The organism is Bradyrhizobium sp. JYMT SZCCT0428 (genome assembly GCF_018131075.1).
GTDB lineage: Bacteria > Pseudomonadota > Alphaproteobacteria > Rhizobiales > Xanthobacteraceae > Bradyrhizobium.
The window spans coordinates 37,903-53,966 of record NZ_JAFCLS010000029.1 but is presented as its reverse complement, the minus strand read 5'-3'; the positions used below and the strand labels follow the sequence as shown (position 1 = coordinate 53,966).

The window sequence follows — 16,064 nt, the reverse complement described above, 5'->3', positions numbered from 1 at the left end:
TAGGTTCAAGGGGACTCAGGCGTCCGGCGGCGAAGCCGCCCCGTCTGCCCGGTGACACTCCGGTCTGAAGGACCGGTCGAACGGAGAAGACATGGACGCATTGATCAAATCCCTTCGTCCCAGCAAGACTGAGGTCAAATCCCCTGACGTGGCCCCGGACACCCGTCCCGCCGAACTCGATCCCGCCGAATTCCTGGCCGCCGCCGTCCGTGCCGATCAGCCGCGCCCGTCGCGCGCCGAGGCCGAAGCGGCCGTCCATACGCTGCTCAGCTATATCGGCGAGAACCCCGGTCGTGAGGGCTTGCTCGACACCCCGCGCCGGGTCGTCGAGGCCTTCGATGAACTCTACCAGGGCTATCACCAGTGCCCGGCCGAGGTGCTCGACCGCACGTTTGGTGAAACCGCGGGCTATGACGATTTCGTCCTGATCCGCGACATCGAATTCACCTCCCAATGCGAGCATCACATGATGCCGTTCTACGGCAAGGCGCATATCGCCTATACGCCGGTCGAGCGGGTCGTGGGGTTGTCGAAGCTCGCGCGCCTGACCGATATCTTCGCGCGCCGCCTGCAGACGCAGGAGCATCTCACCGCGCAGATCGCAGCCGCGATCGACGAGGTGCTAAAACCCCGCGGCGTTGCCGTCGTGATCGAGGCGGAGCATACCTGCATGTCGGTGCGCGGCGTCGCCAAGCACGGTGCGATGACCTTCACCAGCCGCTATACCGGCATGTTCCGCGACAATCCGGCGGAGCAGGCGCGTTTCCTGTCCATGGTGCGAGGACCGGCCCGGTAACCTCGCTTTCCTTTATTTTGACGCGTTTTCTTCACGCGAACCGGTATCCACTTCGCTCGAAAACGCTATGGAATTCGCGAGGCCCACCGTGTCCACATCCGCAGATATCAACGACCGCGAGGAAGGGCTGGCGTTCCAGCCCAAATTCGACGCGTCGGGTCTTCTGACCTGCGTGGCGACCGATGCTGCGACCGGCGACGTGCTGATGGTCGCGCACATGAACGACGAAGCACTGCGCAAGACCATCGCCAGCGGCGAGGCCTGGTACTTCAGCCGCTCGCGCGGGCGCCTGTGGCGCAAGGGCGAGAGCTCCGGACACACCCAGCGCGTGGTCGAGATGCGGATGGATTGCGATCAGGACGCGATCTGGATTCGGGTCGAGCAGCACGGCGCGGCCTGTCACACCGGCCGGCAGTCGTGCTTCTACCGCGCAGTGACGACGGGCGATGGCGGCACGCAGCTGTCGTTTGTCGATGCGGACCGACTGTTCGATCCGAACGCGGTGTATCGAAAATAGTCCGTTGTTGCGCTGGCGGCCTCATCGGCCGCTCGGTAATCACTCCGATGGCTTGACGCCAAGATCGCGCAGGATACCGAGCATCACATCGCTGTCGCGCTTGAAAACACGGGCTGTCGTTTCAAGATTGGCAGGCGAACTCAGAATGAAGTTGGTCAGCATCTGCTGGACCTTGGAGTCGGATCCGGCCTGTATCAACAGCTCCGAGATCCGCTGGACGATATCCTGCGGTGTTCCGGTTGGTACGGCGAAGGTGGTGAATGCGCGCAGGTCGTAGAAGTCGCCGACGGCGCCCTGTTCGGTCATTGTAGGCGTGTCCGGATAGGGTGGCAGGCGGCTGCCTACCACGCCGATCAGGTTTCCGGTTCCCGCCTGGATGACGGGTGCTGCTGCGGCATAGCTTCCCGCCGCGCCATCCAGCGTCTGCCCCGCGATGTCATTCCACATCGGCGCCTCGCCGCGATATTGGATGACCTGAAATTGAATGCCGTATTGCTTCGCCATTGTCGCTATGAGGACGTGCGGCGTCGAGCCCACGCCGTACGATCCCCAGTTCAGGCTGCCGACTTTTTTTCCATACTCAATGAACTCGCGAAGATTTTTTGCTCCGGTCTTCTTCGCCGCCACCACCGGCCCCCCGGCGCCGCTGACCATCGTCAGATAAATGAAGTCTCTTTCGGGATCGTAGGGTAGGTCTTTCACCGTAAGACGGTTTTGGATGAGTGACGAAGAAATCGTGCACAGGATGGTGGTACCGTCAGGTTCTGCGCGTTTGGCTTCCGCCACGCCGATGACGCCGCCTGCGCCGGCCTTGTTCTCGACGATGACCGTCTTTCCCACCTGCCGTGCCAAATAGTCGCCGAAAGCGCGCGCGATGCCGTCCGTCTGGCCGCCCGCCGGATACGGCACGAGAATGCGAATCTGGCGCGTGGGCCATGAGGATTGCGCCTCGGTCCTCACGGACGGGGCGCACAACACCGTCGCCGAACCAGTCACGAACGTTCGCCGTGTCAGCTTTTTCATTTTCCTGCCCTGTTGGTTTCTTGTCATTCGCCCGGTTGTGAACCCCCGGGCGGGAGGCAGAAGTAGCACGGGACGCGCCATCCTGGCTTGGTGGCGAAGTGTAGCGGCGATGTAGTTCAGGCGAGGCTCGTTGAGGCTTGATATTCCGCGCGGTGGATTGTGTCCGCTTGGGTCAAAGCTTGTCCGGCTCGAACGATTGCTTTTAGCGCCAACGCCAAATCGAGAGCTTGACGACGCCATCTGGTCTGCTTACTGGTCTTACCAAGGTAAGATCAGCGAAGGAATACGGGTGGAACTGAAGCGAGCAGACGAGGGCGAGAAGGGATTCGAGAAGGTGTTCGCCTTCTTGCGCGACCGCTTGCTCGCCGGCTCGCTGAAACCCGGCGATCGGCTGGTCTCCGAGCGAGATCTGGCGATTCAACTCGGCGTAGGTCGGCCGCTCGTTCGCGAAGCGCTGCGGGCCCTCACGATGCTCGGCATTGTCGAGATCAGGGATCGCATCGGTACTGTCGTGACGCGACCGGACGTCTCAGTCCTCAATGACTTCTTCACCTTCGCGCTCGCCCAACAGGCAGACATGCCTGATGACGTGATGCAGGCCCGCGTCGCGATCGAGTGCCAGGCGATCAGGCTCGCCTGCGAGCGCGCTGATATCGCCGATTTCGAACGCCTGCAGACGGCACTCGGCAAGATTGCGGAAACGATCGACAAGGCCGACGCCGGAGGCGTCGCCGATTACGAATTCCACCGCACAATCGTGCTGGCGTCGCATTCGCAGACGCTGGCCGTGCTTCACAATTCGATGGCGGGCCTGCTGACGCATGTGCATCGCAATCGCCGCGAACTCGTGCAGGCGTTCCCTTCGATGAAAACCTATCTGATCGACGATCACCGGCGCATCTTCGAGGCGATCGTCGCCCGCGATCCGGACCGCGCCGATGCAACGCTGAGAAAGCATTTTGAAATCGGCAACGAATACCGAAGGCGCGCCATCATCGGTGAAATAGGCGGCATCACGGCCTCGTCGGCGGCAAATCTACAACCGAAGAGACGAGCGAACAGCAGGAAGACCACATGAAGATTGTCGTAGGTTCGGATCACGCGGGCTTTCCCATGAAGGCGGACGTGCTGGCCTTTTTGAAGGAGGGCGGCCACGAGGTGCTGGATGTCGGCAGCTTCGATCCCGCTCCGGTCGACTTCCCGGATATCGCACGCAAGGTCGCTTCTGCCATCACGACGGGGCAGGCGGAGCGCGGCCTCATGGTCTGCGGCACGGGCGTCGGCGCCTCGATTGGCGCGAACAAGATGAAGGGAATTCGGGCCGCCGTGTGCCACGATGTCCATTCCGCACACCAATGCGTCGAGCACGACGACGTCAACGTCATGTGCATCGGCGCCCAGATTGTCGGTCCCTGGCTCGCCAAGGATCTGATCGCGGCCTATTTGGGCGCGACGTTCTCTACATCAGAGGAATTCCGGCGTCGGGTGGCCAAGCTCGCGATCATGGACAACGAACGCTAGGACGCCAGATAAGTAAAAACGCCAAGAAACAAGACAAACGGGAGGAGGCAATGTTGAAAAAGATTGTAGCTTCGACGGCACTCGCCATCACAGCCATGGTAGCCGCCATGTCCCTCGGACACGCGGACGCGCTGGACGACATCAAGAAAGCCGGCAAGATCCGTATCGCCATCGATCTTGGCGTGCCGCCCTATGGCATGACGGATGACAAGCTGCAACCGACCGGCCTCGACGTCGACACGGCACGGCTTCTCGCCAAGGATTGGGGACTCGAGTTCGAGCACGTGCCAACCACCGGTGCCACTCGAATTCCAGCACTTCAGACCGGCAAGGCCGATCTCGTGATCTCGAGCCTCTCGTACACGGCGGAGCGTGCGAAGGTCATCGATTTCTCGTTAGGCTATGCCGTGCTGCGAACGGTCATCGCGGCCCCAAAGTCCGTCTCCGTGAAGTCGCTGGCCGAGCTCGACGGGAAGACGGTTGGCACGGTGCGCGGCACGACGCACGACACGCAGCTGACGAAGGAGGGGCCGAAGGGGATGAAGCTGGTCCGCTACGAGGATGACGCCACCGAGACGCAGGCCTTCCTCAGTGGACAGGTCGATATCTTCTCGACGGCGGAAATGATGGTCCCGCAGATCGACAAGAAGAACCCGGCGCGGCAGGTGGAGCTGAAATTCGTGCTCGACAACTTCAAGCTGGCTGTCGGCGTGAAGAAGGACGAGAAGCGCCTCGTGGACGAGGTCAACGCCTGGATATCAGCCAATCTCAAGAACGGTAAGCTCAACGAGCTGAACAAGAAGTACTTCGGTGACAATCTGCCCGATCTCATTCTGAAGCAGTAGGACCAGCCATGACCAATATGATCTCTCGCCGCCTGATCGCAGGTCTGGCGCTCGCAGCCCTGTCGCTATCATTTGCATCGGCACAGGCCGATACGCTCGATAACATCAAGAAGGCGGGCAAGGTCCGGATCGCCATCGACACGGCCATCCCTCCGTTCGGCATGACGGATGACAAGCTGCAACCGACTGGATCGGACGTCGATACTGCGCAGCTTCTCGCTGGGGATCTCGGGGTCGCCCTGGAACTCGTGACCACCACGGGTCCCACGCGCATTCCGATGCTGCAGACCGACAAGGCGGACCTCGTCGTCTCCACGCTGTCGATCACGCCCGATCGCGCCAAGGTGATCGACTTCTCGATTCCCTATGCCGATCACCCGTCGGTCGTGGCGTCGCTGAGCGCGGTCCCGCTCAAGGAGATGTCCGACCTGGCTGGCAAGAAGGTCGCCGTCGTGCGTGGCACGACGCAGGACAGCGACCTTACCCAGCAGGCGAAAGGCGCCCAGCTGGTGCGCTACGAGGACGACGCCACGATGGCGCTCGCATTCGCGTCGGGCCAGGTGGACATCCTCGCGACGGCGCGCTCGCTGCTGCCGGCGATCAGCAAGAAAAACCCGGCACGCACGGCCGAGTCGCGGATCACCATGCAGACGTTCTACCTCGCCATCGGCATGCGCAAGGAAGAGCCCAAGCTGAAGGAGTGGGTGAACGGCTGGGTGAAGGACAACCTTCAGAACGGGAAGCTCGGCGCGATTTACAAGAAGTATCATGGCGTCGACATTCCGGTGGAGCAGTTGCTGAAGGCAGCCAACTAAACGGCAGGACCGGGCGGCGATGCTCTACAAGTTCGACTTCTCGTTCCTGCTGGAGAAGTGGCCGGCCTTCCTGAACGGCGCCTGGCTTACGATCCAGCTTACGGTACTGTCGATCGCTCTCGGCTTCGTCGTTGGCACGCTGTGCGCGGTCGCCCGGGTTTACGGCGGGCGTCCGTTGCGGCTGCTGGTCGGCTTCTATGTGGAGCTGATCCGCAATACGCCGCTGCTGGTGCAGATCTTCATCGTCTATTTCGGCCTGTCCAGCATGGGCCTCAAACTCTCGGCCGAAACATCTGCCGTCATTGCGCTCGTGGTGAATATGGGCGCCTATACGACGGAGATCATGCGGGCGGGCATACAGTCCGTCCACCGAACCCAACTCGAGGCGGCGGATTGCCTGGGCCTGACGCGGCTTCAGTCGATCCTGCACGTCGTTCTCTTGCCGGCCATCGAGCGGGTCTATCCCGCACTCTCCAGCCAGTTTGTACTTCTCATGCTGGCATCGTCGATCACGTCGCAAATCTCGGCCGAGGAGCTGACCGCCGTCGCCAATAACGTGCAGTCCGATACGTATCGTAGCTTTGAAGTCTACATCATTGTCGCGGTCATCTATCTCGCTCTTTCCCTTCTCTACAGGCTGGCGTTCAAGGCCATCGGCCTCGTGATCTTCGAGCGTCGCCGGCGGCTGGGCACCGCCCTATGATCCAGCTCAACGCTCACCACATCTGGTATCTCGTCACAGCAGCGCAATGGACGGTGCTGCTGTCGCTGATCGCATTTGCGGGTGGCGCCCTCGTCGGCCTGCCGATCGCGCTGATGCGGGTCTCGCCGAGCCAGGCGCTACGCATCGTCGCCGGCGGGTACATCCAGCTCATCCAGGGCACGCCGCTTCTGATCCTACTGTTCCTGACCTATTTCGGCCTCGGCATCCTCGGCTACAAGCTGGCGCCATTGGTCGCGGCCGGTTTGGCGCTGACGTTGTATGCCGCCGCCTTTCTTGGTGAGATCTGGCGTGGCTGCATCGAGGCGGTGCCGCGCACGCAGTGGGAGGCTTCGGATTGCCTCGGCCTCGGTCGCTTCCAGCAATATGCCTATGTGATATTGCCGCAAGCCGTCCGAATAGCCATTCCGCCGACCGTGGGCTTCATGGTCCAGATCGTGAAGAATACGTCGCTGGCTTCGGTGGTCGGATTTGTCGAACTCGCGCGCGCCGGCCAGATCGTCAACAACTCGACCTTCGAGCCCTTCATCATCTTCTGTATCGTGGCCGCAATCTATTTTGCGATGTGCTACCCGCTGTCGCTGGCCAGCCGTTTCCTCGAAAGGAGAGCCAATGCAGGCCGCGCCAGCCACTAGCGCCACCGTCGTTCAGGTTACAGGCGTGGTGAAAGAGTTCGGGACGTTGCGTGTTCTCGACGGTGTGAGCCTCGAGGTGGCGCGTGGCCAGACCGTGGCCATCGTCGGCCGCAGCGGATCCGGCAAGAGCACGCTGCTGCGTTGCATCGCGGGACTCGAGACGATCCAGGCCGGCAAGATCGAAGTTTGCGGCCATGAAGTCGGCCGGCCCGGCAAGGCCGCTCGCGCCCAGTTGCGCCACGATGTCGGCATGGTTTTTCAGGGCTACAATTTATTCCCGCATCTCACGGTGCAGCGGAATATCACGTTGGCGCTGACCTTGGTGAAGAAGCAGCCAAAGGACGCCGCGCAGGCCAAGGCTGCCGAAGTGCTGCGACTCGTCGGGTTGACCGACAAGATCAATTCCTATCCCGAGCAGTTGTCCGGCGGGCAGCAGCAGCGGGTCGCCATTGCGCGTTCGCTCGCTCTGTCCCCCCAGGTCATGCTTTTCGACGAGGTGACTTCGGCGCTTGATCCAGAACTTACCGCAGAAGTTCTCGCCGTCATGGAAGATCTCGCGGCACGCGGCATGACGATGATCACCGTCACCCATGAAATGGGCTTCGCGCGCAAGGTCGCAAACCAGGTCGTTTTCATGCATCGAGGAAAGATCTGGGAGAGCGGACTGACCTCGGAACTGTTCGCCCGGCCGCAGACCGCCGAATTCAAGCAGTTCATCTCGAGCGAGCTGTAGCCGAGATGCCGGCTGAAATCGTGGCGCGCCTTCGCCAACAGCGCATCCTGGAAAGACCCGGGCATCTCTTTAACCTCCCGTTAACCATAACTGTCCCAGTGTGGCTCACTATTGGGCGCTGATTGCGATTTCGCACAGGCCGCGCGGTCGTTTCGCGGGGAGCGGGGCACCAGGAAACATGTCGGTCGACACATTGAACGCCACGGCAGGTGTCGATCCCACGCGCACGAAGATCGCGGGCTCGATCAAGCAGGCTGCCTCGACGACCGGCACGAGCTTCGAATACCTGCTCACCACCGCCAAGATGGAATCCAACTTCAACCCGAAGGCGGCGGCGACCACCTCGTCGGCACGCGGGCTGTTTCAATTCATCGACCAGACCTGGCTCGGTACCGTCAAGGAAGCCGGCAGCCAGCTCGGCTATGGCAAATATGCCGACGCCATCACCAAGAATCCGTCCGGCAGCTATTCGGTCAGCGACCCGACCGCGCGTGCGGAGATCATGAAGCTGCGCGACGATCCGCAAGCCGCGTCGTCGATGGCGGGGGTGCTGACGCAGTCGAACAGTTTCAAGCTGACAGGCAAGATCGGCCGCCGGCCGAGCGACGCCGAACTCTATATGGCGCATTTCATGGGCGTCGGCGGCGCGGGAAAACTGATCTCGAACGCCGAGGACAATCCGCGGGCCTCCGCGGTGCAGATGTTTCCGGCCGCCGCCGAGGCCAACCGCTCGATCTTCTACGATCGTTCGGGCCGCGGCCGCAGCGTCTCCGAGGTCTATTCGGTGCTGAACTCGCGCTACGCCAGCGCCGCCAGTTCGCCGGCCACCCGCACCGCGATGGCGGCCGTCGGCGGTGACCTGCCGCGCCGCGTGACCGTCGCGAGCGCCACGCAAGCGACGTCCGCGACTCAGGCTACACCCGCGATCGATAACGCGGCCTATCTGTCGAGCTTCCCGGATACCCGCAGCGTGACGCCGGTCGTCGCGACATCGCAGACCGCCTCCGCGCAGCCCGAGCCGATCTTCCGCTCGCTGTTCCAGGCGGGCGAACGCAGCCAGCCGATTTCGCCTGCGGTGCAGGAATTGTGGGGCAGGGGAACCTCGGTCGCCTCGGCTACGCCGACGCCGTTGGTATCGGGGCAGAAACCGGAAGTCCGCGCGCCGGGCCGGCTTGATCTGTTCAGCGATCGCAACGGCACGTTCAGCAGCTAAGGCTGCTCAGCACATAGACCGTGGGCTACCTCTGTGCCGACAGCGTCTTGCCTTGCTCATAAAATATCTTGCCGCCGTCGGGGCCAAACCTGATGCCGTATTCGAACGACGCGGTGCCTGCGGACTTCTTGCCGTTCGATGGATTGGAATGACTGAATTCCAGCGTGCCACTGATCTGGCAAACCGATCTCGCCTGGTCGCACGAGGTTCGTATCGTATCCATCTGCAGCCGGTACGATCGGTTCGGCCAGTTCTTGACGTATCTCTCCTTGTCCTTGAGGACTTCGTCGCGAGCTGTTGATTTTCCATAGTAATCAATTCGCTCGTCGAGCGACCGACGGGCGTAGTTCATGAAATCGGCGGCGCTGCCCTGCGACTGCTTCATGTCCTCGATGACAAAGGCGGTCGCGCGCTGCTCCAGCGCAGGATCGATCGCAACAGGCCGCGGCGGCGCAGACGGCGCCACGACATTCGGCGGCGGCGCTGCGACCGGCGCGTTCGGTGTCGTGCTTGCGAAATAGAACGAGCCATCGATCGGCGAGGACGAAACCCAGGGCTGCTGCGATCCGCCGGTCGCGCGTTTCACCTGCAGGCCGACCTGATTGAAGGTCTGGAAGATGTCGAGCCCCGGCTTCTGGATCGCCTGCGCCAGCGCCGACGTATAGGGGCTGTTGCTGCCGGTGCCGTCGAGCGCGACGTTGCCGGGCTGGGTGGCGTAGGACAGCAGCGTTCCCTCGGGCGCGCGCAGTTGTGCAAGCCCGCTCTCGGTGCTGCGCAATCCGCGCCCGCCAAACGGATTGTTGCGGCAGGCATCGAGGATCACGAGGTTCAGTTTTGTCCCCGATCCCTCCATCTGCCGGAGCACGAGGTTGACGTCGACCATCTGGAAATCGACATCGGCCTCCTTCACCGGATTGGCTGATGTCGGAACCAGATAATTGACGTTGCGGACCTGCACGCCGTGGCCGGCGTAATAGAACAGCGCGACGTCGGCGCCGGTGAGCTCGTTACCAAACGTCTGGATCGCGCGATCGAACGCCGGCTTGTCGAGATCGATTTGCGCCCGTCCGCCGACCAGGATGAAGCCGACCTTGCGCAACGTCTCGGCGATCAACGCCGCATCGTTCCTGGGGTTGGCGAGCGGGCTGACGCTTTGGTAGTTGGAATTTCCAACCACCAGCGCAATGCGCTTCTCCGCCCGGCAGTTCACGGTCGAAAAGACCAACAGCAATATCGACAAAACAAAAATTGAGCGCATGCCTACGCCTCGCCCAGTGGAAATATCAGGGGGTAGTTAGGCAAGGATTGGCGCCTCTTGTCGAGATGGTTCGCGTCAAGAGAACGCGCCAAATCCGGGCGGTTTCGGTGGTCGGCGGCGGGGCGCTCTATCGGCCCATTTCGTGATCCGCGCGAGTTCCCTTAACGAAACGTCAATAATCCCAAACGTTTATGGTGAACCCTTTGTTAAGCGTCATGGTTTATTTTCTATGACAGTGGCACCGCGTCACGGTGTCGTTTCGGGTTGCGTAGGCCGGCTAGACCATGATCGTTCGGCAGTTCATCAGTTGGATACGTACCGCTCCGGCAGGCGAGCGGGCAGAGGCGACGCGGTCTTTGGCGCGGGCCTGGTTGATTTCCGATCTCACCGAGGACGACCGCGCCGCCGCCGAGGGTGCGCTGCTGATGCTCCTCGACGATCCATCCCCGCTGGTCCGCCAGGCGATGTCGCAGGTGTTTTCGCGCAGCGCCGAGGCTCCAGCCGCGATCGTGCAGGCGCTCGCGCTCGACCAGGCTTCAATCGCGCTGCCGGTGCTCGAACATTCCCCGCTGCTGATCGACGCCGACCTCGTCGACATCGTCGCGACCGGCAACAGCGAGACGCAGTGCGCGGTCGCCCGCCGGGTCAATCTGCCGCCTTCGGTATCCGCCGCGATTGCCGAAGTCGGCTCGCCGGCCGCCGCCCTCGAGCTGATCGAGAACGCCTATGCGGAGCTGGCGCCATTTTCCTGGGACCGCATCGTCGAGCGCCACGGCCATCTCGCCGCGATCCGTGAATCGATGCTGGTGCTGGAGGGATTGCCGTCCGCCACGCGCTTGGCGCTGGTCGCCAAATTGTCCGACACGCTGGCGCAATTCGTCGTCGCCAAGAACTGGTTGAGCCCGGACCGGGCAGGGCGGCTCGCCTCTGAAGCGCGCGAGCGCTCGACCGTGAACATCGCGGCGCGTTCGCGCGGCGAGGACATGCAGGGCCTGGTGCAGCATCTGCGCGCCACCGGCCAGCTCACCGCCGGCCTGATCCTGCGCGCGCTGCTGTCAGGCAATCTCGAACTGTTCGATGCCTCATTGGCTGAATTGTCCGGCCTGCCGCACGCCCGCGTCACCGCGCTGCTGCATGACCGCGGCGGCGCCAGCCTGCAGGCGCTGTTGATCCGCGCCGGCCTGCCGGAATCCACCTTCGCCGCCTTCCGGATCGCGCTCGAGGTCAGCCACGAGACCGGTTACGTCGACACGCCAGGCGGTGCGGCGAGATTGCGCCGCCGCATGGTCGAGCGCGTGCTGACCCATTGCGAGACCGACCGCAAGGCCGCCGAGCCGCTCTTGATCCTGCTGCGCCGTTTTGCAACTGAATCGGCCCGCGAGGAAGCCCGCCAGTTCTGCGACGAGCTGGTGGCGGAAGAAGCGATCACGCACGACGATCTGATCGCGGCGTAAGCCGACTCTCCAACATCAAATTCGGTGTCGTCCCTGCGAACGCAGGGACCCATACTCCGCGGCTTATCCGGTGGAGTGATGTGGTCGCTATTTTTTCCAGCAATGGAGGACGGTGGTTATGGGTCCCTGCGTTCGCAGGGACGACGAGTCGATAAAGCCCGCCTCACTCCACCGGAATAATACTCGGCGCCAAAATCGCTTCGAGATGCTCGGGGCGGTCGCGGTTGGCGTGGGTCAAAAATTCGTCGGTGATGCCGCGGAGCGAACGGCTGAGCACGCCGGCGGTGGCGGCGGTGTCGAGCTTGGTGCGCTCACGGACGATGGCCTGAATGGCGTTGATGTGATGCCTGATCAGATCCGACGGCACCTGGTCGAGATCGGGCGCGTGTTCGATGATGCGGCACAGGCTCTCGGCGGCGGCGCCCGCGGAGGGAAAGCCGAATGTCGCAGCATCTCCCTTGATGTCGTGGGCGGCGCGAAACAGTTCCTCGCGGGCGTCGTCGGTGAAGCCGCTGCGCAGGATGGCGGCGTGGGCGGCGGAAAGCCGGTCGGCTTCGATCGCCATCCAGTTCTTGAATTCACCGGATAGCCCGGCCAGCGCTTTTTCGGCGCGCCCGACCGGATCGTCGAGGTCGGATTCGGGAACGCGCAGCAGCACCTTGCGCAGCGGATTGGGCTGCGTGATCACGTGGTGATCGGCGAAGCTCGTGACCTCCAGCTTCCCGGGTTTTTCCTTCGCCATGATGGGTTCCTCGCGGTGTGTCGCGCGTTAGACGCTGGATCGCGCCTTGTCGAGCAGCGACGGCTGCTGCATCACTTCCATCTCGCCGCCGATGCGGCGTTCGGGGCCGATATAGGCATTGTTGGTGTTGCGCCGGCGGTCCGGGCCGAAATAGGTCTTGGTCTTGATGAACGGCCGCGGGTTGGCGACGACGTTGAGGATGCGCTGATAAAGCCCCTTGGCCGAGATAGGCTTAGCTAGGAATTCGGTGACGCCGGCGTCGCGCGCGACCGTCACGCGGCGTTTGTCGGAATGGCCGGTCAGCATGATGATCGGCGCGTAGGGGTTGCCCTTGGAGTCCGGCTGCCGGATCATCTGCGCCAGTTCGAGCCCGTCGAAGATCGGCATCGCCCAGTCGGTGATGACGATATCAGGGACATAGTGGGTGTACATTTCGAGCGCGGTGGCACCGTCCTCAGACTCATAAGCCTCGCGCGCGCCGAACGAGTGCAGCAGCGTCCGCAGGATACGGCGCATATGCGGGTTGTCGTCGCAAATCAGAAACCGCAGCTTGTTGAAGTCGATGCGATACATGGTCCGGCCCTAAGCGCATACCGGGCAACACGGTACACCCGGCGTTAACCATATCGCGGGGCCGGTTAACGAATGGTTGCGAAAGGGGTGCGGCGGGGGCTGTGGCGGCAGCTTATGTCACCGCTCCATCAACACGTCGTCCCGGCCTTGAGCCGGGACGACAGCCTAATCGGGACGACGTTAGTGTCCGAACTGCTCGCGCAGGATGCGTTCTTCGAGGCTGTGGCCGGGGTCGAACAGCATCCGCATCGAGATCGACTTGTCGGACAGCACCTCGACACGGCGGACGTCGCGCACTTCGTCATGGTCGGCCACGGCTGCGACCGGACGCTTGCCGCCCTCGAGCACTTCGATCACCACGAAGGCGGTGTTAGGGAGCAGGGCGCCGCGCCAGCGGCGCGGCCGGAACGCGCTGATCGGGGTCAGCGCCAGCAGCGCCGCGTTGATGGGAAGGATCGGTCCCTGCGCCGAGAGGTTATAGGCGGTAGAGCCGGCCGGCGTCGCCACCAGAATGCCGTCGGCGATCAGTTCGGCCATGCGTTCGTGCTCGTCGATCAGGATGCGGACATGCGCGGCCTGATAGGTCTGGCGAAACAGGTACACTTCATTGATGGCGTGATGCAGATGCACCTGATCGTGAATATCGGTCGCGCGCATCAACAGCGGATTGATCAGCGTCTCGCGCGCCGCGGCCAGCCGGCCATGCAGGTCGTGCGTGGAGAATTCATTCATCAGGAAGCCGACGGTGCCGCGATGCATGCCGTAGATCGGCTTGCCGGTCCGCATGTACCGGTGCAGCGTTTCCAGCATCAAGCCGTCGCCGCCGATCGCCACCAGGATATTGGCCGTATCCGGTTCGTGATTGCCGTAAAGCCCGACCAACTCCGCCAGTGCCGCCTGCGCCTCGGCGGAAGCGCTCGCAACGAAGGCGATGCGGTCATATCGCTTGGGGCTGGCCATCGGATTACGGGCTCATGGTGGCGCCGGATTGCGCCGCGCTCGTCTATACACCTTGGCGGCGCTTGTCGAGATGGAAGGGCGCCTCGCCCGGGATGGTAACCCGAGCCGAAGGGCCGGAGCGGCTATTTCTCCTGCAGGGTTCGGATCGGGTCCCAATCCTTATCAGGCGGATTTTCAGCCAACTCCCGGGCGCGCTGGCAAAACAGCGCTGCCGGCCGGTCGGTGTCAGCCGAACGCTCGAAGCATGTTGCGGCAAGCTCGAATTCCCGGGCCCGCCAATGCGCAAGTCCGTCGGCGTAATGAGCGATCAGCGCCTGCCGGGAAGCGCCAAGCCCGGTCGAGAGCGCCAGCAATTCGTAGATTTTCAGCGCCTGGTTGCGCCCCTTGACTCTGATGGCGTCGAGTTCGCGCCAGGCGAAAGCGTCGCCGGCAAGGGCCACCGTCGTTTCCGAAGCGATGACGGTCGTGCCGTAGAATTTGTTGGCGCCCTCCAGCCGCGAGGCGAGATTCACCGCATCGCTCATGACCGAGTAATTGAAGCGCCGCCGCGACCCGAAATTGCCGACCAGCGCCTCGCCGGAATTAATGCCGATCCGCTGCGCCAGCTTGTGTTCGTGAAAGAGCGCCGAGGAGGCGTTGAGCTCGGCTAACTTTGTGCAGCAGTCCAGCGCGGCGCGCGCCGCATTGGCGGCATGGTCGGGGTCGTCGGCCGGCGCGCCAAACACCGCCACGACGGAGTCGCCGATATATTTGTCGACATAGCCGCCATGGCTTTCGATGACGTCGGTCATGACAGAAAGATATTCGTTCATCAGCTCCATCAGGCTGTCCGGCGACATCTTCTCGGCGATCAGGGAAAACCCCTCGATGTCGGAAAAGAACACCGTCACCTCGCGGGTCTCGCCGCCAAGCTCCGGCAGTTTGTTCGACGACAGCATCCGGTTGATGACGTGCGGGGCGAGGTACAGCGCAAAGCTCTTCTGCAGCAGGCGGCGATCCTTGTCGGCGACGACAAAGCGGAAACCGATCGTCGAGGCCAGCGCCAGCAGGCTGGCGAGGAACGGCTCGGCGACCGGGAGCGCCAGCGCGTGGTTGAAGGCGAGGGTGGCGCCGGCGATGCCGGCCACGACCATGACCGCCCAGGCCGTCGCCGCGACGAGCGGTCTGAGCTGCCACGCGGCAATGGCCGCCAGCGCCGCGAACAGGGCTGATATCAGGAAGCGCGACAGCGGTCCCGGTTCGACCACCGCGTTGCGCGAGATCAGGTTGTTGACCGCGGTGGCGTGGATATAGACGCCGGCGATCGTACTGGTCCTGAAGGCGGCGGAGACCGGCGTGCTCTCGGCCGCGCAGCGCGGCGTGCGCGCGCCCTCGATGCCGGTCGCAAAGCGCTTGGATGTCATGCGCCGGTCCTCGATATCGAGAACGGTGCCGAAGATGACGACCTTGCCGTCGAACCAGCGCCGAAAATAGTCCTTGTCGTCCTTGACCGCGCAGTTGCGCAGATCGGCGAACGAGAAGGTCGGAATGTCGGCCGCGCCGCCCTCGAAATTCAGCGTCAGCGTGTTCGGTACCCGGCCCGGGATCCGGTAACCGCCGAGTGTCATCCGGCCATTCTGGTCGAATTCGGGAGCCGCGCCGATCGCGCGCGCCGCCAGCTCGACCGCCATCGAAGGCACTTTCGCGCCGTTGATGGGGAACGTCAGCGGCATGCGCCGCACCACGTCGTCATGGTCGGTATGAACGTTGAGGGGCCGGATGTTCTGCTGCTGCCGCACCGCGATGCGCTGTCCGGCCGAGGGCCTGACCGGCTGGTTACCGCCGAGCGTTTCGCCCAGCACCACCTTGCCGGTGGTGGCCGCGCCGGCCAGCGCGCGCAGGAAGTCGCGGTCGAAGCCGCGCACCTTCGTGCCCAGCATGTTGTCGCCGAACGGGATCTCCGATTGCTCGATCGATGTCGGGATCACCACATCGAAGCCGGCGACCTTGGCGCCGCCTTCCAGCGTCGCGGCCAGCACGCGGCCGATCTCCCCGGTCCAGGTCAGCATCGGCGAGCCCTTGAACGGGGCGGTGCGCAGGCTTTCCTCGTCCATCGCGATGACGACCGTCGGAGAGGCCGCCGGATCCTGCCTGCGGCCAAAGACTTCCCAGCGCAGCGCGGTGAGGATATCGAGCGAGAGCCCGCGGATCGGCCTGACCGCCGGAGAAACCGAGGCCGCCGCGCAGACCAGCGCGATGGCGGCGATCACCATCTGGTT

At 63.2% G+C, this 16,064-nt stretch carries 17 protein-coding genes; 11 read left to right on the top strand and 6 right to left on the bottom strand.

Annotated elements, in window-relative coordinates; genetic code table 11:
• Positions 1-91: 91 nt before the first annotated feature.
• Entirely contained in the window at positions 92-796 is a 705-nt protein-coding gene (folE, locus tag JQ575_RS26910) for a GTP cyclohydrolase I FolE (protein ID WP_212036143.1), read from the top strand.
• Between the two features lie 67 nt (positions 797-863).
• The gene (gene hisI / locus JQ575_RS26905; protein WP_212036142.1) at positions 864-1,313 is read left to right on the top strand and encodes a phosphoribosyl-AMP cyclohydrolase; all 450 of its coding nucleotides are present in this window, start codon (positions 864-866) and stop codon (positions 1,311-1,313) included.
• Positions 1,314-1,352: 39 nt separating this feature from the next.
• On the opposite strand, the gene JQ575_RS26900 is transcribed toward hisI, so the two are convergent.
• The gene (locus tag JQ575_RS26900) at positions 1,353-2,336 is read right to left on the bottom strand and encodes a tripartite tricarboxylate transporter substrate binding protein (protein ID WP_212036141.1); all 984 of its coding nucleotides are present in this window, start codon (positions 2,334-2,336) and stop codon (positions 1,353-1,355) included.
• Positions 2,337-2,625: 289 nt separating this feature from the next.
• On the opposite strand from JQ575_RS26900, the gene JQ575_RS26895 reads away from it, so the two are divergent.
• The 8 genes from JQ575_RS26895 to JQ575_RS26860 all read left to right on the top strand — a co-directional run bounded on the left by JQ575_RS26895 (position 2,626) and on the right by JQ575_RS26860 (position 8,819).
• Positions 2,626-3,414, top strand: a complete 789-nt coding sequence (locus tag JQ575_RS26895; RefSeq protein WP_192733998.1) for a FadR/GntR family transcriptional regulator — start codon at positions 2,626-2,628, stop codon at positions 3,412-3,414.
• Positions 3,411-3,857 (top strand): ribose 5-phosphate isomerase B, encoded by a 447-nt coding sequence (rpiB, locus tag JQ575_RS26890; RefSeq protein ID WP_212036140.1) that lies wholly within the window; start codon positions 3,411-3,413, stop codon positions 3,855-3,857. The genes JQ575_RS26895 and rpiB overlap by 4 nt, the downstream gene beginning before the upstream one ends.
• A gap of 50 nt (positions 3,858-3,907) precedes the next feature.
• Positions 3,908-4,702, top strand: a complete 795-nt coding sequence (locus JQ575_RS26885) for a transporter substrate-binding domain-containing protein (protein ID WP_192733996.1) — start codon at positions 3,908-3,910, stop codon at positions 4,700-4,702.
• Positions 4,703-4,710: 8 nt separating this feature from the next.
• Positions 4,711-5,517: a transporter substrate-binding domain-containing protein gene (locus tag JQ575_RS26880; protein WP_312016033.1), complete on the top strand. Its 807-nt coding sequence runs from the start codon at positions 4,711-4,713 to the stop codon at positions 5,515-5,517.
• 19 nt (positions 5,518-5,536) lie between these two features.
• The gene (locus JQ575_RS26875; RefSeq protein ID WP_192733995.1) at positions 5,537-6,220 is read left to right on the top strand and encodes an amino acid ABC transporter permease; all 684 of its coding nucleotides are present in this window, start codon (positions 5,537-5,539) and stop codon (positions 6,218-6,220) included.
• Complete coding sequence (locus JQ575_RS26870) at positions 6,217-6,873, top strand: amino acid ABC transporter permease (RefSeq protein ID WP_192733994.1); 657 nt, start codon at positions 6,217-6,219, stop codon at positions 6,871-6,873. The genes JQ575_RS26875 and JQ575_RS26870 overlap by 4 nt, the downstream gene beginning before the upstream one ends.
• Positions 6,851-7,606: an amino acid ABC transporter ATP-binding protein gene (locus JQ575_RS26865; protein WP_212036139.1), complete on the top strand. Its 756-nt coding sequence runs from the start codon at positions 6,851-6,853 to the stop codon at positions 7,604-7,606. Before JQ575_RS26870 ends, JQ575_RS26865 begins: the two co-directional genes overlap by 23 nt.
• Before the next feature lie 178 nt (positions 7,607-7,784).
• Complete coding sequence (locus JQ575_RS26860) at positions 7,785-8,819, top strand: transglycosylase SLT domain-containing protein (RefSeq protein ID WP_212036138.1); 1,035 nt, start codon at positions 7,785-7,787, stop codon at positions 8,817-8,819.
• Positions 8,820-8,844: 25 nt separating this feature from the next.
• Here JQ575_RS26860 and JQ575_RS26855 read toward each other — a convergent pair whose 3' ends face one another.
• Positions 8,845-10,077, bottom strand: a complete 1,233-nt coding sequence (locus JQ575_RS26855; RefSeq protein WP_212036137.1) for a caspase domain-containing protein — start codon at positions 10,075-10,077, stop codon at positions 8,845-8,847.
• Between the two features lie 284 nt (positions 10,078-10,361).
• Between JQ575_RS26855 and JQ575_RS26850 the strand changes: the two genes are divergently transcribed.
• Entirely contained in the window at positions 10,362-11,531 is a 1,170-nt protein-coding gene (locus JQ575_RS26850) for a DUF2336 domain-containing protein (RefSeq protein ID WP_212036136.1), read from the top strand.
• 163 nt (positions 11,532-11,694) lie between these two features.
• On the opposite strand, the gene JQ575_RS26845 is transcribed toward JQ575_RS26850, so the two are convergent.
• The 4 genes from JQ575_RS26845 to JQ575_RS26830 form a co-directional block, all read right to left on the bottom strand.
• On the bottom strand, positions 11,695-12,273 hold the full coding sequence (locus JQ575_RS26845; protein ID WP_212036135.1) for an Hpt domain-containing protein: 579 nt from the start codon (positions 12,271-12,273) through the stop codon (positions 11,695-11,697).
• A gap of 27 nt (positions 12,274-12,300) precedes the next feature.
• On the bottom strand, positions 12,301-12,846 hold the full coding sequence (locus JQ575_RS26840; RefSeq protein ID WP_212036134.1) for a response regulator: 546 nt from the start codon (positions 12,844-12,846) through the stop codon (positions 12,301-12,303).
• 180 nt (positions 12,847-13,026) lie between these two features.
• Positions 13,027-13,806, bottom strand: a complete 780-nt coding sequence (locus JQ575_RS26835; RefSeq protein ID WP_212036133.1) for an NAD kinase — start codon at positions 13,804-13,806, stop codon at positions 13,027-13,029.
• 122 nt (positions 13,807-13,928) lie between these two features.
• Positions 13,929-16,058, bottom strand: coding sequence for an adenylate/guanylate cyclase domain-containing protein (locus JQ575_RS26830; protein ID WP_212036209.1), 2,130 nt, complete (start codon positions 16,056-16,058; stop codon positions 13,929-13,931).
• Between the last annotated feature and the right edge of the window lie 6 nt (positions 16,059-16,064).